19 protein-coding genes are annotated in these 19,730 nt (G+C 70.3%); 13 read left to right on the forward strand and 6 right to left on the reverse strand.

Features of this window, described 5'->3' with window-relative positions; all coding sequences use genetic code 11:
• Positions 1–782: 782 nt before the first annotated feature.
• The 3 genes from AB0F91_RS17175 to AB0F91_RS17185 are packed head-to-tail and all read left to right on the forward strand — an operon-like array spanning position 783 to position 2,269.
• Entirely contained in the window at positions 783–1,151 is a 369-nt protein-coding gene (locus AB0F91_RS17175) for a roadblock/LC7 domain-containing protein (protein WP_360598496.1), read from the forward strand.
• Between the two features lie 52 nt (positions 1,152–1,203).
• Positions 1,204–1,575 (forward strand): hypothetical protein, encoded by a 372-nt coding sequence (locus AB0F91_RS17180; protein WP_360598572.1) that lies wholly within the window; start codon positions 1,204–1,206, stop codon positions 1,573–1,575.
• A 25-nt stretch (positions 1,576–1,600) separates the two neighbouring features.
• On the forward strand, positions 1,601–2,269 hold the full coding sequence (locus tag AB0F91_RS17185) for a hypothetical protein (RefSeq protein ID WP_360598497.1): 669 nt from the start codon (positions 1,601–1,603) through the stop codon (positions 2,267–2,269).
• A 22-nt stretch (positions 2,270–2,291) separates the two neighbouring features.
• On the opposite strand, the gene AB0F91_RS17190 is transcribed toward AB0F91_RS17185, so the two are convergent.
• Positions 2,292–2,435, reverse strand: a complete 144-nt coding sequence (locus AB0F91_RS17190) for a zinc-binding dehydrogenase (protein ID WP_360598498.1) — start codon at positions 2,433–2,435, stop codon at positions 2,292–2,294.
• Positions 2,436–3,314: 879 nt separating this feature from the next.
• Between AB0F91_RS17190 and AB0F91_RS17195 the strand changes: the two genes are divergently transcribed.
• On the forward strand, positions 3,315–3,977 hold the full coding sequence (locus AB0F91_RS17195; protein WP_360598499.1) for an AraC family transcriptional regulator: 663 nt from the start codon (positions 3,315–3,317) through the stop codon (positions 3,975–3,977).
• Between the two features lie 414 nt (positions 3,978–4,391).
• Here the strand turns inward: AB0F91_RS17195 and AB0F91_RS17200 are convergent, their stop codons facing one another.
• Positions 4,392–5,777, reverse strand: a complete 1,386-nt coding sequence (locus AB0F91_RS17200) for an amidase (RefSeq protein WP_360598500.1) — start codon at positions 5,775–5,777, stop codon at positions 4,392–4,394.
• Between the two features lie 478 nt (positions 5,778–6,255).
• On the opposite strand from AB0F91_RS17200, the gene AB0F91_RS17205 reads away from it, so the two are divergent.
• From AB0F91_RS17205 to AB0F91_RS17245, 9 genes are all read left to right on the forward strand, one after another.
• Positions 6,256–6,390: a hypothetical protein gene (locus AB0F91_RS17205; protein WP_360598501.1), complete on the forward strand. Its 135-nt coding sequence runs from the start codon at positions 6,256–6,258 to the stop codon at positions 6,388–6,390.
• A gap of 414 nt (positions 6,391–6,804) precedes the next feature.
• The gene (locus tag AB0F91_RS17210; protein ID WP_360598502.1) at positions 6,805–7,548 is read left to right on the forward strand and encodes a GntR family transcriptional regulator; all 744 of its coding nucleotides are present in this window, start codon (positions 6,805–6,807) and stop codon (positions 7,546–7,548) included.
• 21 nt (positions 7,549–7,569) lie between these two features.
• A complete protein-coding gene (locus tag AB0F91_RS17215; protein WP_360598503.1) occupies positions 7,570–7,941 on the forward strand; it encodes a cupin domain-containing protein in 372 nt (123 codons plus the stop codon).
• Positions 7,942–7,980: 39 nt separating this feature from the next.
• Positions 7,981–9,411: an MFS transporter gene (locus AB0F91_RS17220; protein ID WP_360598504.1), complete on the forward strand. Its 1,431-nt coding sequence runs from the start codon at positions 7,981–7,983 to the stop codon at positions 9,409–9,411.
• 12 nt (positions 9,412–9,423) lie between these two features.
• Positions 9,424–10,362, forward strand: a complete 939-nt coding sequence (locus AB0F91_RS17225) for a polysaccharide deacetylase family protein (RefSeq protein WP_360598505.1) — start codon at positions 9,424–9,426, stop codon at positions 10,360–10,362.
• 468 nt (positions 10,363–10,830) lie between these two features.
• Positions 10,831–11,205: a DUF190 domain-containing protein gene (locus tag AB0F91_RS17230; protein WP_360598506.1), complete on the forward strand. Its 375-nt coding sequence runs from the start codon at positions 10,831–10,833 to the stop codon at positions 11,203–11,205.
• A 58-nt stretch (positions 11,206–11,263) separates the two neighbouring features.
• Entirely contained in the window at positions 11,264–11,605 is a 342-nt protein-coding gene (locus AB0F91_RS17235) for a DUF190 domain-containing protein (protein WP_360598507.1), read from the forward strand.
• A gap of 156 nt (positions 11,606–11,761) precedes the next feature.
• Positions 11,762–12,121, forward strand: coding sequence for a metalloregulator ArsR/SmtB family transcription factor (locus tag AB0F91_RS17240; RefSeq protein WP_360598508.1), 360 nt, complete (start codon positions 11,762–11,764; stop codon positions 12,119–12,121).
• A 119-nt stretch (positions 12,122–12,240) separates the two neighbouring features.
• Positions 12,241–12,819 carry a cation transporter gene (locus AB0F91_RS17245; RefSeq protein WP_360598573.1) on the forward strand — a complete coding sequence of 193 codons (579 nt, stop codon included), beginning with the start codon at positions 12,241–12,243 and terminating at the stop codon, positions 12,817–12,819.
• A 260-nt stretch (positions 12,820–13,079) separates the two neighbouring features.
• On the opposite strand, the gene AB0F91_RS17250 is transcribed toward AB0F91_RS17245, so the two are convergent.
• The 4 genes from AB0F91_RS17250 to AB0F91_RS17265 are packed head-to-tail and all read right to left on the reverse strand — an operon-like array spanning position 13,080 to position 19,607.
• Positions 13,080–15,287 (reverse strand): xanthine dehydrogenase family protein molybdopterin-binding subunit, encoded by a 2,208-nt coding sequence (locus AB0F91_RS17250; protein ID WP_360598509.1) that lies wholly within the window; start codon positions 15,285–15,287, stop codon positions 13,080–13,082.
• On the reverse strand, positions 15,284–16,270 hold the full coding sequence (locus AB0F91_RS17255) for a xanthine dehydrogenase family protein subunit M (protein WP_360598510.1): 987 nt from the start codon (positions 16,268–16,270) through the stop codon (positions 15,284–15,286). The genes AB0F91_RS17250 and AB0F91_RS17255 overlap by 4 nt, the downstream gene beginning before the upstream one ends.
• Positions 16,257–16,793: a (2Fe-2S)-binding protein gene (locus AB0F91_RS17260; protein WP_360598511.1), complete on the reverse strand. Its 537-nt coding sequence runs from the start codon at positions 16,791–16,793 to the stop codon at positions 16,257–16,259. The genes AB0F91_RS17255 and AB0F91_RS17260 overlap by 14 nt, the downstream gene beginning before the upstream one ends.
• A 42-nt stretch (positions 16,794–16,835) precedes the next feature.
• Positions 16,836–19,607 (reverse strand): AAA family ATPase, encoded by a 2,772-nt coding sequence (locus tag AB0F91_RS17265; RefSeq protein WP_360598512.1) that lies wholly within the window; start codon positions 19,605–19,607, stop codon positions 16,836–16,838.
• Between the last annotated feature and the right edge of the window lie 123 nt (positions 19,608–19,730).

Raw genomic sequence — 19,730 nt, forward strand, 5'->3', positions numbered from 1 at the left:
CGCCTCGCCCGGTCCGGGTGAGCTGGACGGTTCTGGACGCCTTCGACGCCGGAGGGTCGGCCTGCGGTCGCTGAATGGTTCTCACTTCGGGTGAGGCCTGCTGCTGCGCCATTCGGGCTAACCTGCGCCGGCGCGATCCGGCAGCGTCCACATCGGAGTGTCGAACCGGCGCCGTGGTGCTGCTGGGAACGCCGCACTCGAAGGCGCAGACGAACTCGTCGAAATGCCGTATTCGCGGCGGCCGAATGGACGCGGCTGCGGAGGCGAGGTGGCGTGTTTCACAGTTGTACCAGTCCTGCGTGATCCGTGAACCGGTGCGCGCCCGGGCAGGTGAGCCGACGGCAAATCCGGAGCCGGCGGCTGCGATTCCCCGGCTGTGTCGTGGCAGTTCGCGCGGGTGATCGAAGAAGGGGAACGGACCGAACCGCGGTTCGGTGATTTTTTGACGGCGACCAGACCATTTCCCGGGTTCTGGGCCGGGGTGACGCAAAGTGGTTGGGCCGATCGTGTAGCGCAGCAAGTGATCTTGTGCCGCCCGTTGGTCGGGAGTGATCGTGTGGGTAGTGTTTGCGCTCGCAAGAGTGACCCCAATGGGCGATGATCGAGTCGGCCGGCCGGGTTTCGCGCCACGAAGTGAACTCGGAGTCATTGCTGGAACGTGATCATCGGATCGACTCCGAATGTGCTGTGCGCGTATCTTGCCCACCCGGTCGCCGGGGCACACCGGGTCTTCGGAATTCCATCCGATCCGTTCGTCCTTTTCGATGCAGGAAGAAAGAGTAGTGGATTTCGACGCGCTGGCCGCCGAGCTGAGAAAACTCCGGGAAAACGTCGCAGGCATCACCGACACGGTGCTCGCGGCGGTCGACGGGATACCGATCATGGCCGACGCGGCCGACCACCTCGATCCCGCAAAGCTGTCCGCGCTGGCGGCCGCGGACCTGGGGATCGCGCGCCAGGCGTCGGAGGTGTGCGGGCAAGGCACGTTGAAGCAGACCGTGGTTTTCAGCAGCGACGGCTACATGGCCGTCTATGCGATCGGCCGGGTGGCGGTGCTGGTCGTCATGGGGGACAAGGGACTCAACGTCGGACGCCTGCTGTTCGAGTCCCGCCCCGTCATCGAGCGGCTCGGCACGATCCTGGCCGCCTAGCCGGACCCGGCACCCCGTCCACCACCAGTTCACAGGAGGAGTTCGAGTGATGATGAACATCGACACCGCGTTGAAGGAAGCCATGTCCATCGCCGGCGCCATCGGCGTCGCCCTGGTCGACTACGACAGCGGGATGTCGCTGGGCACGAGCGGCGGCGGCGACTGGCTGGACCTCGAGGTCGCCGCGGCAGGCAACACCGAGGTGGTGCGCTCCAAGCTGCGCGTGATGGCGTCGCTCGCGCTCAACGACAGCATCGAGGACATCCTGATCACCCTGCACCGCCAGTACCACCTGATCCGTCTGCTGAACTCGGTCGGTTCCCGGAACTCGCTGTTCCTCTACCTGGTGCTGGACCGCGAGCGAGCCAACCTGGCGCTGGCGCGGCACTACCTCAAGCGCATCGAAACGGACCTGCAGGTCTAGCTCCACCCCCACAGAGGAGGCGGTGATGACCGGAGGCGGGTCCAGCGTCGCACTCACCATCGGCTCGGCGTTCATGACCGACCTCGGGTCCCCGTTCCCGGCGAGGATGAACCTCGCGGGTGACGAGCTGGAGTTCACGTTCGTGCTGTCGGGCCACCCGCCCGGCGACGTCTCGGAGTGGGTGCGGCTGCGGTCCGGCGTCGGCCTGGCCGGCCGGGTGCCCCGGTTCACCGCCGACGCGGGTGGGCGCCGGCTCCGCGTCGAGCTCACCGGGACCGCCATCGGCGCCTTGATCGTGCCGCTGGCGGACCTGGCGCCGGCCGGGGTCAACGCTCCGCACCCCGGCCCCTGGCAGGACCGGATGACCACCACGGTTCAGCTCGCCGTGGACGAGATCGCGCGACTGCTGTCGCGGTGCCGGCACCGGGCCGGGGGTGCCGAACCGCTGATCGACCTGGAACTGTCCTACGAGCCGGACCGCGACTACCACACCCGCGTCGCCGAGGTCCACGAGCGGGTGCGCGCCTACGTGTCCCCGGTCCGGCCCGTGCTGGAGCTGCGCTGGCGCGCGGTGACCCCGGCGCAGCGCAAGGCTCTGCTCGACGAGCTGCCCGACATCACCCCGGCCCGCAGGTGGTTCCGTCGCAGCCGCACCACGACGATCATGGGGCTCGAGGTGGAGCTGCCGTCCTGAGTGGACGTTGCGGGTGCCCCGGCTAGGGCAGCACGACGAGTTTCTCGGTGGCTCGGTCGTTTTCCCTGTAGCGGTGGGGCGCGACGAGGTCCTCGAGGCCGAAGACCCGGTCGACGTGGGGCCGGTAGACGCCCGCCTCGACCTCGTGGACGACCCGCTGCAGCACAGGTGTGCTTCCCCTTGAGGTTGTCGCTGTGGAACGCCGTGAGCTTCGTTCCGGACGGGATCATCGCGATCCGGTTCGAGGTCCGGGATCAGCCACCCGCTCAGCGAACCTGCCACGCACACGGTCCCGGTGCACCGGATCAGGCTCAGCGAGTCGACCGCCGTGCTCGCCCCGACGAGGTCCAGCACGTGGTCCGGGCCTGCGGGCCAGAGCGCGTGCACGCTCGACGCCGGCGAGCCACCGGTGTCGAGGAGCACGTGGTCCACGCCGGCCGTGCGCAGGCGCCGGCCTAATCCGGCCGCCGGGTCGTGGCCGCGATCTCGACCCCGCGATCGACGCGGCCGCCCGCCCCACCGACGACGTCCCGTCGCGGATCAGCAGCCGTCCCCGCGTGGCAGACAGGGGGTCGAGCGCGCCCTGCGCGGTCAGGTACGCCTCCGGCAGCGCGGCCAGGACGCCCCGGGGGCAACGTCGTCGTGATCGGCATCAGCAGCGGGTCGGGCACCACGGCGTACTCCGCGTGGCCGCCGTCGAACCCCCGCCCCCAGCTCACCCATCACCGCCGCGACCGTCGTGCCCTCAGGCAGCAGGGGATCGGTGGAGACCGCCACGGTTCCCACGCACTCGATGCCCAGCACCCGCGGGAACGTCACGTCGGGGGAGTGCCCCTGGCGTGTCCTCGGCTCCGACCGGTTCAGGCCCGCGCCGCGCACCCGCACCAGGCTCCAGCCTGCGCGAACCGCCGGCGCCGGCACCCCACGGATCTCCAGCACCTCCGGCCCGCCCGCCCGGACGCAAACCGCCGCTGCAATCGTCGCACTCGTGCCCTGCACTCTCGCTTGGACGCGGGCTGACCGGCCACCGGTAACATGCCAACCCATGCCCGACGGCCGCCGACCCGCCCGCTCGCACGTCTGGCCGTCCGGGGGCGCGCACTTCTGGCCGTCGGGCGGAACGAGCGCCGTGTCCTCCCACCCGCGTGGCCACCTGGTGTGCGCCGCCCGCGGCGTGCTGTCGGTCCACACCGGACAGGGCACCTCGATCGTCCCGGCCAACCGGGTCGCCTGGACTCCCGCCGATACCACCCACCACCACCGCGCCCACGGCGACACGGACATGCGGATCGTCTTCCTGCCCCCGTCCCTCGCGCGGCTCGTGCCGGACCACCCCGCCGTGTTCGCGGCCTCCGACCACGCTCGCAGCGCCCTGCTGACCCTCACCGGGCCCCGCAACGACGACCCCTCCGCGCGCCCTCTTGACCCCGCCGCGCGCGCCCGCCTCCGCCGCTTCCTCGTCGACGAGTTCCACGAGGCCCCCGAACAAACAGCCCCTGCAGCTCCCGCAACCCCGCAACCCCGCGACGACCGCTTGCGAGCCCTCGCCTTCATCCTGCTCTCCGAAGGCCACGACACGACCCACGTCGCGCACGCCTGCGGCTGGGCCAACCCGAGCCACTTCATCGCCGCGTTCACCAACCTCGTGGGCACGACACCGGGCCGGCACCGGGCCGGTCAGCAGGGCCAGGCTTCCCCTGGAGGTTGAGTGCGACGGTTGGCGGAGACAGCGCGCACGGGCCCGTGAGTACGCCTGGGTGAGGGCGCCGATTCGGCTCGCCGGCGGATCGAGGATTGCCTCCGACAGGCCACGCGCGAAGAGATCGCTGCTTGGTCTGCTCCTGGCGGGCGCGGGGTGCCCACCTCAGGCCGAGGCCACGCGGGTGCCGGTTTGATCAGGGGTGAGCTGCGCTTTGCGACTTCCCGCAAGGTGAGGTGAGAAGCCTGGGGCACCGCGGTGCGCGAGCTGGGTGGTCGAGAGCCGGATGCGCTGTCGAGCACCACAGCGGGATCTCTCGGCATGCCCGCCGGTCTGCCGACCACCGCTCCCGGCCCCGGCGTTCCTCGGCGAGGCCGTCGACACCGCAGACGGCCTCGCCGAGCGCGGAGCGAGGTACCGAGGTCACCCCACCGTGCCCACCAGGTCGGAACGGCCCAGCGCGTCGCCCGCGATCCAGTTCGCCACGTCGAACAGCGCCGCGTCGTGGCCGGTGCGGCCTAGAACCTGCAGGCCGAGCGGCAGGTCTTCGTCGGCCAGCACCGGGAGGGTCAGTGCGGGGCAGCCGAGCAGTGAGGCGGTCACGTTCATGGCGACGTTGCCGGTCGAGTCGAGGCCGGCCGGGGCGGCGCCGCAGGCGGCGAGGGTGATCATCGCGTCGTAGTGCGCCGCGGCGTCCTCGTAGGTGGCGCGCGCCGTGGCGCGTTGGTCGAGGAGCTCGCGGTATTCCTGCTGTGTCATCGCTTCGGCGGTTTTCAAGCGGTCGCGGGCGTCAAGGCTGAGCTTCGCGGCGTCCATGTCGGCGTAGGTGTTGAGCGGCCAGCGGCCTTCCCACGCGACGATCGCCTGGGTCAGCCGCAGCGCGTCGGCGACCGCCTTTTCGACGGTTTCGACCCGGTCGTCCTGAGTGCGGTCCACCACCTGGACGCCGTGGTCCTGCAGGCGCTGCTTGACCGCGGCGAACGCGCGGCGCGCGCCATCGGTCGTCGCGCTCCACCCGCCGGTCTCGAGGACGGCCAGCGTCACCGGCTTGGTGCGCCGGGTGAAGTCCACGTCGCCGGCCAGGCCGGCATATCCCGGATCGCCGCCCGCGCGGTCGGCGATGGCGCGCAGGACCGCCCAGGTGTCGGCGAGCGTCGCGCCGATCGAGCCTTGGCAGCTTTGGCTGAAGTGGTCGTGCGAGCCACTCCGGTTGACGGCGCCGACGCTCGGCTTGAAGCCCACCGCGCCGCAGAAGCTCGACGGACGCAGGATCGAGCCGAGCAGCTGCGTGCCGAGGCCCACCGGGACCATGCCGGCACCGACGGCCGCCGCCGTGCCGCTGGACGAGCCGCCCGGCGTGCGGCGCGGGTCGTGCGGGTTCGTGGTCTCGTGCCACGGGTGCTTCGAGGCCAGTTCAGTCGTGGTGGTCTTGCCCACGATGACCGCGCCGGCCTCGCGCAACGCGTGCACGCTCGCCGAGTCGCGCTTCCAGTCGGTGCCCTCCCACAGCGGCGAGCCCTGACCGGTCGGCATGTCGGCGGTCTCGATGATGTCCTTGATCGCGACGGGCATGCCGTCGATCGGCGACAGCGGCTTCCCCGCGGACCACCGTTCCGCCGACTCGTCCGCGGCCCGCCGCGCCCCCTCCCGGTTGACGACGACGAACGCGGCCACCGTGCCGTCGAGCTCGTCGATGCGGTTCAGCGTCTCTTCGAGGTACGTACGGGGGCTGAGCCGGCCGGACCGCAGGTCCTCGCCGTGCGACACGTAGCCCCGCAGCCGGTGCCCGGGCATCGTCGGTTCGGTCACGCGTGCACCCCCGGGATCTCGACGTTCGTCCCACACCGGTGCCACATCGGATACGAAAGCATGCCCACATCCTGCGCTACGGGACGAGAAGACGCCACGATCGTGGTGGATCGCCGGAGCAGACGATGCCCCTCGACCGGTCGCACCGGGTGATCCGATGTCGACACGATCGAGGCGACGAAAGCAGCGGGAATCTCGCCGGTCAAGCGCGCCTTGCGCACGTCGTCGCTCTCGCCGGGCCGGTACGACACGGCTCGTCGAAGCGCCCCGGCTCACCGCGTTGCTGCGGATGCCGTCGCCGATGCGGTCCAGCGCCGCGCCACGCCGGCGTTGTGGTGCGCGATGTCGAAGGCGCCGTACCGCTCCACGGTCGCCCCGACCATGCGCTCGAATCCTCCCTTCGCCACAACGGCGACGACGTAGCTCCCCCTTCCCCGGCCGATGCCACTCCCGGCTCGAACTTGGCCCCCGGCACAGCGTGGAGGCGCATGTTCGCCTGGGGCGTCAGAGTTCGCTGGACGAGGTCGCGGGCGCGGTGCTGTGGCCGGCGTCGGGGAACTCGGGCTTCGCGGTGGGCCACGACTTGGTCGTCGACGGCGCGGTCACCGCGTAACGAGGTCGATTCGAAGCACCGGGTGCGCGGAAGGCTCATACTGGCTCAGCCGCCCGGGGCGGGGCACCGACGAGCCGTCGCCGAGACGACGGAACCGTCGGGGTTCGCGGCGCCGGTGATGCCGATCGGCATCACCGGCACGGCGATCGGACCGGCTGGGTCACCAGAGCATCTTCGGCTGAATGCCGTGGCGAGCACATCCGTCGCAGGCCGGACCGGCGTGCTCCGGCGAACGTTCATCCCTTGCCGGCTCGGTGAGGTGAGGCCCGGGTACCCGTCCGCAGCGCGGTGTCGATCCGCGATTCGTCGCCCACTGTGCGTAATACCCGCAGTTCCGGGCGGTCGAACACGCAACGTCGACCGATCGATGAGCCGACTCTTGTGCGCCCTGAGGCACTGGTCTAACCTCTCAGGATGCAGTCTTCAGACCACTCCGAGCGGACCTCTTTGCCGCAGCGGCGGTACTTGCGCGTGGCTCAGGCGCTTTTGAGTGAGATACAGCAGGGGGGTTTGACTGCTGGGGCTCGGCTGCCGTCCGACCGCGACCTCTCCGCCAAGTTCGAGGTGTCCAGGGCGAGTGTGCGCGAGGCGCTGTTCGCGCTGGAACTGAGCGGTGCCATCGTGGTGCGCCACGGCGACGGGACCTACGTGGCGGACCTGAGCCGGGGGCTGTTCAAGCGCTCCGGGCATGAGATCGGCTCGACGCCCGAGCACGTCATCGCCGCTCGGCTGGTGGTCGAGCCACCGCTTTCCCGCCTGCTTGCGGCGAATCCCGGTGATCTCGACCTGGACAAGGTGCAACACGAACTCGACCTGGCCGCCCGCTTGATCGACGAGCCGGCGCAGCTTCCCGACTTCGTCAACCATTCGATGGCGTTCCATGCCGACCTGGCCGCGATGTGCCCGAACCACATTCTCAGCCACTTCGCGTTGGAACTGGTCGAGATCGACCGGCAGCCACTGTGGGTCTTGATCAACCAGATCGTGCTGCAGGACCGCGAAAATCGCCTCAAGCTGATCAACGATCACCAGCGCATCCTCGACGCGATTCGCAGCGATGGCCCGCGCGGTGCGGAAGATGCCATGAGGGATCACCTGCGGCTGAACAAGGAACAGCTCTTCCCCGGACAGGCGGGGGTCGAGTGGCCAGGTCTCTGACCGAATCCGGGAGAGGAAATCATGACTGACAGTGTCACGGGAAAGTACGTCCAGGTCACCTACGATCCCGCGAATCCGCCGGCCGACGGCTTGTTGCTGAGCGCCGCCAATGTCCCAGAGATCCAGAACTGTCTGGGAGTGGTGACGATCCCACCGGGATCGCCCAGGACGGACACGATTGCGCATGCCACTTCCGAGGTCATGTACGTCGCCCAAGGGGCCGGCCGGCTGCACACCGACCAGGGCGTTCTGGATTTCGACCGAGGCCAGGCGATCTTCATTCCGGCGGCTTCGTGGCATGCGCTCGAAAACACCGGAGGCGAAGACCTCGTCTCCGTGTTCTCCTTCCCCTCTCCTTCGCGGCCGTCAACGCGCGCCAAAAGGGTGTCTTGAGGACCGGATCAACAACACTCGAACGTAGGAAGTGGAATCATGGCATTCGATGCGAAGGCCGCCATGGGCAGAAAACCCAGGTCACTTGGTGAAATCATCGATGACATGGGGCTCACCAGAACTCATTATCTGGCGCTTACCCTTGTGGTGCTGGGCGGCCTCTTCGAGGTTTTCGAGCAACTCATTCTCTCCGCGCTCGGCCCTTCTCTCCAAAAAGATCTCGGCATCGATGCCTCTGCTTTGGCGTTGCTCTCCACGGTAAGTCTCATCGCGATTGTGATCGGCGGCATCATCGGCGGAGTGGTCGCGGACCTGCTGGGCCGCAGGAGCCTGCTGGCCGTCAGCCTGGGAATCTACTGCCTGGGGTCGGTGCTTTCGGCCCTGGCGCCGAACTCGGCCGTTCTCGGCGTCACCCGGGTCGTGACCGGTCTGGGGGTCGGCGGCGAGATCGCCGTCGGGCTCACCTACCTGTCCGAGCTGACGCCGACCAAGGTCCGGGGCGTGTTCGTCTCCCTGTTCAACACGATCTCCGCGGGCGTCGGCTTGTTTCTCGCCTACGCCTACACGTTGCTCGTGATCGGCCCGGTCGCCTCGGCGGTCGGCGCCGGCGACAACGACTGGCGGTGGGCCTTCGGCCTGCTGGGCCTGCCCGCGGTCTTGATCTTCTTCTTCAGGCGGTATCTGCCCGAGACGCCGGCTTACCTCTTGAGCCGGGGCAAGATCCAGGAGGCGAACGAGGCCCTCACCCGGCTGGCGACCGGACGGCTACGCCTGCGAAGCGGCGAAATCCACTCCTACGTCGACAGCCAGACCGCTGCCGTCTCGGAGAGCGCGCAGGGTGACGGCCCCGCGTCCCGGGCGTTGAAGAGTGTGCTCGCCAAGCCGCTTCGCCGGCGCACCATCGCCTTGGGGATCGCGGCGTTCCTGGCGTGGGGCGCGGAGTTCAGTGTGGTGCTGCTGATGCCCATCATGCTGGTCGACCGAGGTTATTCGGTGCAGGGCAGCGTGACGTTCACGATGTTGCAGAACCTGGGCGGCCTCCTCGGCTGCGCGATCGCCTCGTACGGCGGATTCGCCATTTCACGCCGGACCGTGGTCTGTGTGGGTGCGGTGTGCGCTGCCGTGGCCGTGCTCGCCTTCGCCGTCTTCGCTCAAGGCGATGGGCTCATCCTGACACTGGGTTTCGTGTTCCAGATCTTCGTGCTCCTCGTCAACACCACCATCTGGACGTGGGCGCCGGAGCTCTTCCCGACCCGCGTCCGCAGTTTTGGAACGGCGGTCGTCGTCAACACCGGATTTGTCGGCGGAGCACTTCTGCCCTTGATTGCCAGCTCTTTGCTGCAGGGTGTCGGCGAGTTCTGGGTGTTCGCCATCGTGGCGGTGATGTATTTGGGGCTGGGGCTGGCCGCGCTGTTCGTTCCGGAAACCCATCGGGTTCCCCTCGAGGTTCTCCACGGGTCCGCCAAGTAAAATGAAAACTTCGTGAGTGAGGATTTGAGGTCGATGCAAGACATTTCGAGCAACCTCAGTCGAGACCTGGTCGGCTATGGCAGGGACGTTCCGGTTGTCCGGTGGCCGAACGAAGCCAACGTGGCCGTCAACCTCGTGGTGAACTACGAGGAGGGTTCCGAGTACTCGCACGAGATGGGAGACGGTGAGAACGACAGTCTCGCCGAAGTGGACTACGCCTTTCCGGCTCATCTGCGGGATCTGGCCAAGGAGTCGATGTACGAGTACGGCAGCCGGGTCGGCGTGTGGCGGCTGCTTCGCCTCTTCGACGAGTACGACGTCAAGGCGACCTTTTTCGGCTGTGCGGTGGCCTTCGAGCGCAATCCGGAGGTCGCCTCGGCGGCCCGGGAAGCCGGGCACGACCTGCTCGGGCACGGCTGGCGCTGGGAAGAGCAATGGCGCTTGTCGCGCGAGGAAGAGGCCAACCGGATCGAGAAGGCCGTGGCGTCTTTCAAGGAGACGTGGGGGGAAGCGCCCAGCGGCTGGTACTGCCGCTACGGGCCCTCGATCAACACGCGCGAGCTGGTCGTGGAGCACGGAGGTTTCCTGTATGACTCGGACGCCTACAACGACGATCTGCCGTACTACGTCGACGTCAAGGGAGTCCGGCAGCTCGTCGTCCCTTATTCGCTGACCTACAACGACATTCAGGGAACCCGCTCACCGAGCCTGTTTCTCGACTACCTGAAGCGTGGCTTTGACGAGCTGTGGCTCGAAGGCTCAAGGGGCCGTCCCAAGATGATGTCCATCGGCCTTCATCCGCGGCTGGTGGGGCAGGCGGCACGGACCGGGGCGTTGCGGGAGTTCATCGAATACGCCCAGGCCAAGGGCGGCGCCTGGTTCGCCCGCCGGGCCGACATCGCCCGCTGGTGGAACGACCACTCGGCGGAGTTCGTCGACGGGCAAGCCTAGGCCTCGGCTTCACCTGCGGTCGGGCCGGCCGGAGTCCGCCTTCGGCCGGCCCGGGAAGTTCTCGCGCCCCGACGGGATCCCGAGGTGGTTCGTCGGACGCGGCCCTCTCCCCGCTGGCCCGGTTCCTGCGCCTGCTGACCCGGCACGAGACAGGCGGCAGCTGGCTTGGTGTCCTTTCGGACGACCGAGCGTGATGACCGCGACGGACACCGGCGGAGCGGCTGCGGCGACGACGAGGACCGTGGTCACCGGTAGTCCAGCCAACGCCAAGCGCGGTGGCTGCACGAAAGCGACCATGCCGGGCCACACGATGAACCCGATATCGGGGAGCTTGACGCGATCGGGCTCCCGGGGTTGTACTTGACCTGGCGATGGATCCCGCCGGGCCCACGGGCCGAACCGCCTCGCAAGGGGCTGATGGCTTCCTGGTGCACACGTGTGACGACCACTCGTGCCAGGAGGACGCGGATGAACACCAAGAACTCGAAGCGGGTCTTGCGGCTTTCGATCTTCATCGGCGACGGCGACCTCTGGCACCACAAACCGCTATCCGCGGAGATCGTCCACCGTGCCCACGACGCCGGTCTCGCGGGCGCGACCGTCATCCGCGGCATCGAGGGCTACGGCGCCACCTCCCGAATCCACACCCAGCACGCCTTCCGACTCGGCGACGATCTCCCCTTGCTGATCACGATCGCGGACGTCGAAGAGCGGATCAGGGCCTTTCTGCCGCAACTGGACGACCTCGACATGAGCGGTTTGGTGACCCTCGACGAGGTCGAAGGCATCCACTACAGCGCGCCCGGGCGGCCACCCGCCCGCTGGTGGCATCACCGCGAGTAGCCCGCGACCGGACCAGAACGGCAGCCGGCACGAGTACTCCCGGCAGGAGGTGCGACCGATGCGGCTCATCGGAAAGGCGTTGCGTACCTTGATCTTCCTCGGTGAGAGCGATACGTGGCATCACCGGCCACTGCACCACGAAATCGTGAAACGCGCCCATGCCGCCGGCCTGGCCGGCGCGACGGTGTTGCACGGCTGCGAAGGCTTCGGGACAACGTCACTGATCCACACCGACGAGATCTTGAGCCTCACCGAGGACCTTCCCCTTGTCGTGATCATCGTCGACGCCGAAGACAAAATCCGTGCGTTCCTGCCCGAGCTCGACGAGCTCATCACCGACGGCACCGTCCTTCTCGACGAGGTCGAGGTACTCCGCACCGAAAGGGTCCACCAACCCTGACCATCGCGCTCGCGCGCGTGGGCCTCACCCTCGGCGCGCTCTGATCGTGCGCCCGGTCCCCGGGTGAGCGCGGCGAAGCCATGCACTGAGCCTCGGCGTCCGCGGGAACGGTTCAGCCCTTGCTGTTGTATCAGTGCTGGCTGTACTGTTCGGCGTGTGCTGACGTGCGAGACACGGGGCGCGACACTGGCCCGGCTGGGCAAGGCGCTGGCCGACCCGACCCGGTGCCGGATCCTGGTGACGCTGCTGGACGGGGTCCGGTATCCCGGGCAGCTGGCCGAGCGGCTGGGCCTGAGCCGTTCGAACGTGTCGAACCATCTCGCGTGCCTGCGTGGCTGTGGCCTCGTGGTCGCGACCTACGAGGGGCGCCAGGTGCGGTACGAGCTGGCGGACGCGCACCTGGCGAAGGCGTTGAGCGAGCTGGTGCACGTGGTGCTGGCGGTGGACACCGACGAGGCGTGCCTGAACGAGGCCGGCCCCGCGGCGTCTTCGGCGAGTGTGGAGGCGGCCCGGTGAGTGAAGCCCGCCAGCGCCCGAACCTGCCACTGGCCAAGCCCGAACCGGACGGCTGCACGGAGGCCTGCTGCGCGCCGGCACCCCGGCCGACGGCCGCGGTCCCCGCCGAACGTCGCGCGGTGCTGTCCCGCCGGGTGCGGGTGCTGGTCGGTGCCACGATCTCCTACAACGTCGTCGAGGCGGTGGTGGCGATCTCCGCGGGGTCGCTCGCGTCGTCGACGGCCCTGATCGGGTTCGGACTGGACTCGGTCATCGAGGTCGCCTCTGCTGCGGCGGTGGCGTGGCAGTTCTCCGGCCGCGATCCGCAAGCCCGCGAGCGCACCGCGTTGAAGGTGATCGCGCTGTCGTTCTTCGCACTGGCCGCCTACGTGAGCGTCGAGTCGCTCCGCGGCCTGTTCGGCGCGGAGCCCGCGGAGCACTCCACGGTGGGCATCGTGCTGGCGGCGGTGTCGCTGCTGGTGATGCCGTTCCTGTCCCACGCCCAGCGCCGCGCCGGCCGCGAACTCGGTTCCGCCAGCGCCGTCGCCGACTCCAAACAGACCCTGCTGTGCACCTACCTGTCCGGCATCCTGCTGGTCGGGCTGCTGCTCAACGCGGTGTTCGGCTGGTCCTGGGCCGATCCCGTCGTCGCCCTCGTCATCGCCGCGGTCGCGGTCAAGGAAGGCCGCGAACCCTGGCGCGGCGAACACTGCTGCTGAACCCGGACACGGCCACGCCGGTCGATGCGAGGGCGCGCTGAGCGTGATCAGCGTCAGTGTCGTGTCAGCCGGATGTCGGAAGATTCTCCCCCCCGTTGCTCAAGGCGGGCGCGAGCACCGACGACCTGCTCCGGCAGTTCTCGCTGACCGACGCGGCAGCGCGGAAGGTGTGGACGAAGCCGATTTGATGCTGCTGTTCGTCCAGTGTTCGGTGGCGCGATCAAGGCCGGGTCGGGTTCGCAAAGATCTCCTGGCGACCCTCACAGCAATGCGTCCAGGGTGATCGGCAGGGACCGCACGCGCACCCCGGTCGCGTGGTGCACGGCGTTGGCGACTGCGGCCGCCACGCCCACCAGGCCGACCTCGCCGACGCCCTTGGTCCCGATCGGGTTCATCCGGTCCGGCTCGCCGACGAAGGTGACGTCGATGTCGGGGATGTCCGCGTGCACGGGGACCAGGTAGTCGCCGAGGGTCGCGTTCGCGATGCGGCCGGTGTCCGGGTCGGTGACGGTTTCCTCGAACAGCGCCATGCCGATCCCGCCGATCACACCGCCGATGATCTGGCTGGTGGCCGTTTTTTCGTTGAGAATGCGGCCACCGTCGATCACCGAGACCACGCGCGCCACCCGGATCAGGCCGAGATCCTCGTCGACGCGGACCTCGGCGAAATGCGCTCCGAACGCGCCGGCGGGCGCCATCCCGAGGTCATGGGGATCAGCCGGAGTGCTGCTCCCTTCGGCGGACAGGTCCGGCAGTCCGTGGCGGCCCAGGATGGCGGTGTAGGTCTCGCCGCGCTCCGGGTCGTCGTCCCGCTGGATCCGGCCGCCGGTCGCGACCACGTCGGCGGGATCACTGCCACACAGCGGTGATCGGGGGTCGTCGCGCACGAGGTCGAGCACCGCGCCGAGCAGCCGCGCGCAGGCGTCGTGGACGGCCGAGCCGAGTGCGCCGGTGAGTCCCGAACCGCCCGCCTGGGGTGCCTTCGGCAGGTCCGAGTCGCCGAGGTCGAAGCGCACTCGCTCCGGGGGCAAGCCGAGCAGCTCCGCCGACAGCTGGGTCATCACCGTGTAGGTCCCGGTGCCGATGTCGATGGCCGCGCTGCTGACGGTGGCCCGCCCGTCGGCCGCCATCGTCGCCCGGGCCGAGCACGGTGCCTGGTACCACGGGTAGCTCACGCCCGCCATGCCCTGGCCGACGAGCCAGTGCCCGTCGCGCGAAGTGCGCGGCTCGGCCGGGCGCCGGGACCACCCGAACCGCTCGGCGCCCACGGTGTAGCACTCCCGCAGCGCCTTGCCCGACCACGGCAGGCCCAGCCCGGGATGCGTGCCGGCGTAGTTGCGCAGGCGCAGGTCCAGCGGATCCATCCGCAGGGCCAGCGCCAGTTCGTCCATCGCCGATTCGAGCGCGAAGTTCCCCTGTGCCTCGGCCGGTGCCCGCATCGACACCGGTGCCGGGATGTTCACCCGCACCTGCTGGTCCTGCGTGCGGACATTCGGGCAGGCGTAGGCCACGGCCGAGCCCGCCGCGAAGGGCTCGTAGTCGTCGTCTTCGACAGCCAGCAGCGAGCGGCTGCGGTGCTCCAGCGCCAGCAGACGGCCGTCGGCGCTCGCGCCGAGCCGCACCCGCTGGACGCCCTTGGGCCGGTGGCCGACCGCGGTGAACATCTGCGGCCGCGTCAGCACGAGCTTCACCGGCCGGCCCAGTTCCCGGGCCGCCATCGCGGCGAGGATCACGTGCGGCCACGCCCGCAGCCCGGCCCCGAATCCGCCGCCGACGAAGGGGCTGAGCACCCGCACCGACTCCTCGGGCAGTCCGAAAACCACCGCGAGTGTCTCTTGAACCATCGACGGCCACTGGGTCGCGTCGTGCACCGTGAGCCCGTCGTCCTCCCACTCGGCGAGGGTGGCGAACAGGCCCAGCGGGTTGTTGGTGTTGTCGGAAGTGGCGTATTCGGCCTCGATCGTCACGTGGGCCGCGGCGAGACCCGCCGTGAGGTCACCTCGCTCGCTGTCCAGGCCCCACGGGTTGTCGACGGTGACCGCACGGGGATCGTCGGGGTCGAGGACCGGATCGGCGGCCGCGTACTCGACGCGCACCAGCGCCGCGGCCGCCTCGGCCTGTTCGCGGGTCTCCGCGACGACCAGCGCGACGTGCTGCCCGTGGTGCAGCACGCGGTCGTCCTGCATCGGAGCCGGCGGTGACGCGCCCAGCGGGGTCATCGGTCCCCGCACCAGCGGGGGCACGTTCAGGTGGCTGAACACCCGGACCATCCCGGGTGCCGATTCGGCGGCGGCTGTGTCGATCGCGGTGATCCGTCCGGCCGCAACGGTGCTCCGCACGAGGGCGGCGTGCGCCTGGCCGAGCGCACTGAAGTCCGACGAGTAGGGCGCCCGGCCGCTGACCTTGCGGGGCCCGTCGACCCGGTTGAGTCCGGCACCGATGAACGGCAGCGCCTTGAAGGTGGTCATCGCGACATCTCCGATACCGTCCGGAGCTGCCGGACCAGCGCCCGCTTGGCCAGCTCGACCTTGAACGCGGTGCCCGGCACGGTCCACGCCCCGGTGACCGCGGCGTCAGCGGCCTCGCGGTAGCTCGCCACGGTCGCCGGTGCGCCCCGCAGCACCTCCTCGGCCGCCCGGGCCCGCCAGGGCTTCGAACCGACACCGCCGAGGCCGATCCGCGCCGTGCGCACGACCCCGTCCGCGATCTCGAGCGCGGCCGCCACCGAGACCAGGGCGAACTCGTACGACACCCGGTCCCGTACCTTCAGGTAGCCCGAGCGCGTGGTCTTCGCCAGTAGCGGGATCTCGACGGAGGTGATCAGCTCACCGTGTGCCAGCACGGTTTCGAGGTCCGGCGTCGTGCCCGCCTCCAGGTAGAACTCCGTCAGTGGCACGGTCCGCGTTCCGCGGGCGCTCTCCAGGTGCACCAGGGCGTCCAGCGCCACGAGGGCCACGGCGAGGTCGGACGCGTGCAGGGCGATGCACCGCTCGCTGACGCCGAGGACGGCGTGCATCCGGGCGGGTCCGGTGACGGCGGCGCAGCCGGACCCCGGCGCACGCTTGTTGCAGGCGGCGACCGCCGGGTCGCGGAAGTAGCGGCAGCGCGTGCGCTGCAGGAGGTTGCCCCCGATCGTGGCCATGTTCCGCAGCTGCACGGAGGCTCCGAGCAGGAGCGCCTCGCGCACGACGGGCAGCCGGTGCGTGACGAGCGGGTCCGCGGCCAGCTCCTCCATGGTGGTCAGTGCGCCGACGTGCAGCGCGCTCCCGGTGCCGAGGACCCCGCGCAGCGGCAGCCGGGTGATGTCGACCAGCCGCTCGGGGGTGAGGACGCCGTCCTTCATCAGGTCGACCTGGGTGGTGCCGCCGGCGAGGTAGGCGGCGCCGGCGCGCTCGGATGCCGCCAGCGCGTCGTCCACCTCGGACGTCCGGACGTACTCAAACGCGCGCATCGGTACCTCCGGTGTCCGCCACTTCCCGGATCGCGGCCACGATGTGGGGGTGCGCGGCGCAGCGGCAGAGGTTCCCGCTCATGAACTCGCGGACGTCCGCGTCGGTCTTCGCGCGGCCTTCGGCCAGCAGCGCCACGGCCGACATGAGCTGGCCGGGTGTGCAGTAGCCGCACTGGAAAGCGTCGTGCCGGACGAACGCCTCCTGCATCGGGTGCGGACGTCCGTCGCGGGAGAGCCCCTCGACGGTGGTCACCTCACGGCCTTCGCATTGCGCGACGAGCGTCAGGCACGACAGCACCCGATGCCCGTCGGAGAGCACCGTGCACGCGCCGCAGGCGCCCTGGTCACAGCCCTTCTTCGTACCCGTGAGGTCCAACCGGTCGCGCAGCGCGTCGAGCAGCGTGACGCGTGAGTCGGCGACCACCACCCTCGGTTCTCCGTTCACGACGAGTGCCGTGGTGATCTCGGTGGCGTCCGGGGCGAGAGTCCGCGACGCCGTGCGTAGCTCGGGCGTAGAGGTCATCCGTCCAGAGTGGGCCGCAGCGGCCGTCCCCGGACCCGGGAGTCACCCCGGTCGGCCCCGGTCGGGCCCGGGGTGGGCCGGCCACGCCCGCGTGCGCAGTTGCTTGCGCGACGAGACTCCGAGCTTGCCGAACACCTTGCCCAGGTGCCATTCCACGGTGCGCGGACTGAGGAACAGCCGTGTCCCGATCTCGGCGTTCGACAGCCCTTCCCGCACCAGCCAGGCGATCTGGACTTCTTGCGCGGTGAGCTCGGAACTTCCTTCGGCAGCGTGCCGGCGCGGCAGTTCCCCGCCCGGACGCAGCTCCCGCTCCGCCCGGCGCGCGAACGCGTTCATGCCCATCTCGGTGAACAGGTCGTGTGCGGTCCGCAGCTGCTCGCGCGCGGCCCGTCGCCGCCGGTTCCGGCGCAGCCACTCGCCGTACAGCAGGTGGGCTCGGGCCAGTTCGCCGCGCACACGCGTCCGGCCGAGTCGTTGGATCGCCTCCCGGTAGTTGTCCTCGGCGACCGAGCCTTCGGTGACCAGCGCCCGGCAGCGGGCCTCGATGCCGAGTGCCCATTCGGTGCCACTGACCGTCGTGTGCGCGGAAAGCCGTCGGAACGCTTGGGCAGCTTCCTCCGGCTGCCCGTTCCGGGCCGTCGCTTCGACGCGTTCGGCCAACAGCCACAGACCCGCTCCGACCAGCAGCTGTTCCCGCTCCGCGAGGTCGGTCGCGGCGACCGCGTCGGCGTAGCGGCCCGTGCTGTTGCCCAGCAGCGCCTCCGCCCACGCGTAGATCTGCGCCCCGGCGCCCTCACCGCGAGCCAGCACCTCGCCGCGGGTGGCGGCGATCATCGCCGAAGTCTCTCCCGCGCGGCCCTGCCAGGCGGCGAGCATGACCGCACCGTAAGGCGCGAGGCCGACGCCGATCGCCTCGGCCAGGACGTCGATCTCGCCGGCCAGCGCGGCTGCCTCGGCCAGCTCACCCAGGACCACGTGCACTGCCACCCGCGAGGTCACGGCCAGCGGCAGTGTGGTGAGTGCCCCGGCCGCACGGGCCCGATCGAGGTGGTGCGTCGCGAGCCGCTCCCAGCTGCGGTAGTCCCACAGGTCCGGTGCGGTGGTGCCGGCGAGCCAGAGCCAGCGCAGTTCGTCCACGCCGGCGTCGGCCTCGTCGCAGAACGCCCGCAAGGCCCGTTTCATCAGATGGCTGCCGGCGGCGAGTTCACCGGTGTCGCGAGCGGCCAGGCCGTCGAGGAGCAGGTCCGCCGGGGTGGGCGGACCCGGGTGGGTGGGAGCGCGCAGCGCCGCTTCCGCCACCTCCACCACGCTGCCGCCCACCGCGAGGTGGAGCGCGAACCGCGCCGCCGACAGGGCCTGCAGATACGTGTCCCTGGCCAGGCGCGTGTCGAACGACTCCAGCTGCTGAGCGGCCTTGAGCAGCAGCATGGGTGCCTCCGCGCCCCGGCTCACCGCGAACGCCACCTCGGCTCGAAGCAGGTTGGCCTGCGCGTGGCGCAGGTCGTCGAAGCGGCCCGCCTGCGCCACCGACAACAGACCCAGCGACAGTTCGGGCGCGCCCGCGTCGAACGCGGCCCGCGCTGCGGCGAGTGCCCGCTCTGCCCGGATCACCGGGTCGCGGGTCAGCTCGACCGCACGAGCCAGGAACGCCGCCGCGGCGGGTAGGCCGCCTCGTGCCTGCGCGCGGGTCGCCGACCGGGTCAGCTCGGCCGCGACGTCCTCGTCCGGCCCGGCGACGGCCCGGGCCCGGTGCCACGCCCTGCGGTCCGGATCGGACTCGGGGTTCGTGCACTCCGCCAGCGCCCGGTGCACCCGCTGCCGTTGCTCCGCGGTCGCGCCGTCGTACACGGCCGATCGCACGAGCGGGTGCCGGAACCCCACTCGTGCGCCGAAGTCGACGAGGCCCGCCGCCACGGCGGGGGCCGCCGCGTCGACCCCCACCCCCAGCCGTTCGGCGGCACTCCACACCAGCACCGCGTCGCCGAGCGGGTCGGCCGCCGCGACCAGCAGGAGCCATCGGGACGCTTCCGGCAATCGCGCGACCCGCTCCTGGAAACTCGCCTCGATCCGGCCCGGCGAGTCTCGGGTGGCCGGCAGGCCGAAGCCGCCGGCGAGCTCGGAGGGCGACAGGCTCCGCGGCAACTCCAGCAAGGCCAGCGGGTTTCCCCCGGCGTCCGCGACCATCTGCTCCGTCACGCGCTCGTCCACCGGCCCCGGCAGCGCCGTCCGCAACAAGGCCCGGGCGTCCCCGGCGGGCAGACCCAGGACCGGCAGCTCGGTGACTCCGATCAACACCGGCACCTGCTCTCGCGTCGCGAAGACCAAGCCCACGGACTCGGCGAACAGCCTGCGCGCCGCGATCGCCAACGCCTGCGTCGAAGCGTGATCGAGCCACTGCAGGTCGTCGACGAGGCACACCAGCGGATGCTCCGCGCCGGCGTCGGCCAGCAGGCCCAGCACGGCCAGCCCGACCAGGAGCCGATCCGGCGCCGGACCCGCGGTCAGGCCGAAGGCAGTGCTCAGCGCCTGGCGCTGCGGGACCGGCAGCCGGTCCAGCCGGTCCAGAAGGGGCACGCACAGCTGGTGCAGGCCGGCGAACGGCAGTTCCATCTCGGCCTCGACGCCGGCCGTGCGCAACACCCGGCACTCCGCGGCGTGGGCGGCGGTATACCGCAGCAATGCGGTCTTTCCGGCACCGGGTTCGCCGACCAGCAGCAGGGCACGGCCCTGCCCCGCCCGCACGGCTCCGACGAGCCTGTCGAGCGTCGCGCACTCGCGGTGCCGGCCCAGCAGCACCTGATCGCCTCCGTCCACCAGCTCCAGGCCACGGCTGCCCGGCGTCGCCGGGGCGCTGCCGCGGGAGGACCAGTTTATGGCTCGGAGGGCAGCGTGGGACGCTCCACGCGGTGACTGCGGTGCCGGGGTCACCGCGCTCGC

It is taken from the genome of Amycolatopsis sp. NPDC023774 (genome assembly GCF_040639695.1).
In the GTDB taxonomy this organism is placed as follows: domain Bacteria; phylum Actinomycetota; class Actinomycetes; order Mycobacteriales; family Pseudonocardiaceae; genus Amycolatopsis.

What these genes read in the sequence shown, in the direction of transcription:
- AB0F91_RS17180 (WP_360598572.1), top strand. Translation starts at nt 1,204, where the DNA reads ATGAACATCGACACCGCGTTGAAGGAAGCCATGTCCATCGCCGGCGCC.
- AB0F91_RS17185 (WP_360598497.1), top strand. Translation starts at nt 1,601, where the DNA reads ATGACCGGAGGCGGGTCCAGCGTCGCACTCACCATCGGCTCGGCGTTC.
- AB0F91_RS17195 (WP_360598499.1), top strand. Translation starts at nt 3,315, where the DNA reads ATGCCCGACGGCCGCCGACCCGCCCGCTCGCACGTCTGGCCGTCCGGG.
- AB0F91_RS17210 (WP_360598502.1), top strand. Translation starts at nt 6,805, where the DNA reads ATGCAGTCTTCAGACCACTCCGAGCGGACCTCTTTGCCGCAGCGGCGG.
- AB0F91_RS17215 (WP_360598503.1), top strand. Translation starts at nt 7,570, where the DNA reads ATGACTGACAGTGTCACGGGAAAGTACGTCCAGGTCACCTACGATCCC.
- AB0F91_RS17220 (WP_360598504.1), top strand. Translation starts at nt 7,981, where the DNA reads ATGGCATTCGATGCGAAGGCCGCCATGGGCAGAAAACCCAGGTCACTT.
- AB0F91_RS17230 (WP_360598506.1), top strand. Translation starts at nt 10,831, where the DNA reads ATGAACACCAAGAACTCGAAGCGGGTCTTGCGGCTTTCGATCTTCATC.
- AB0F91_RS17235 (WP_360598507.1), top strand. Translation starts at nt 11,264, where the DNA reads ATGCGGCTCATCGGAAAGGCGTTGCGTACCTTGATCTTCCTCGGTGAG.
- AB0F91_RS17250 (WP_360598509.1), bottom strand. Translation starts at nt 15,287, where the DNA reads ATGACCACCTTCAAGGCGCTGCCGTTCATCGGTGCCGGACTCAACCGG.
- AB0F91_RS17255 (WP_360598510.1), bottom strand. Translation starts at nt 16,270, where the DNA reads ATGCGCGCGTTTGAGTACGTCCGGACGTCCGAGGTGGACGACGCGCTG.
- AB0F91_RS17260 (WP_360598511.1), bottom strand. Translation starts at nt 16,793, where the DNA reads ATGACCTCTACGCCCGAGCTACGCACGGCGTCGCGGACTCTCGCCCCG.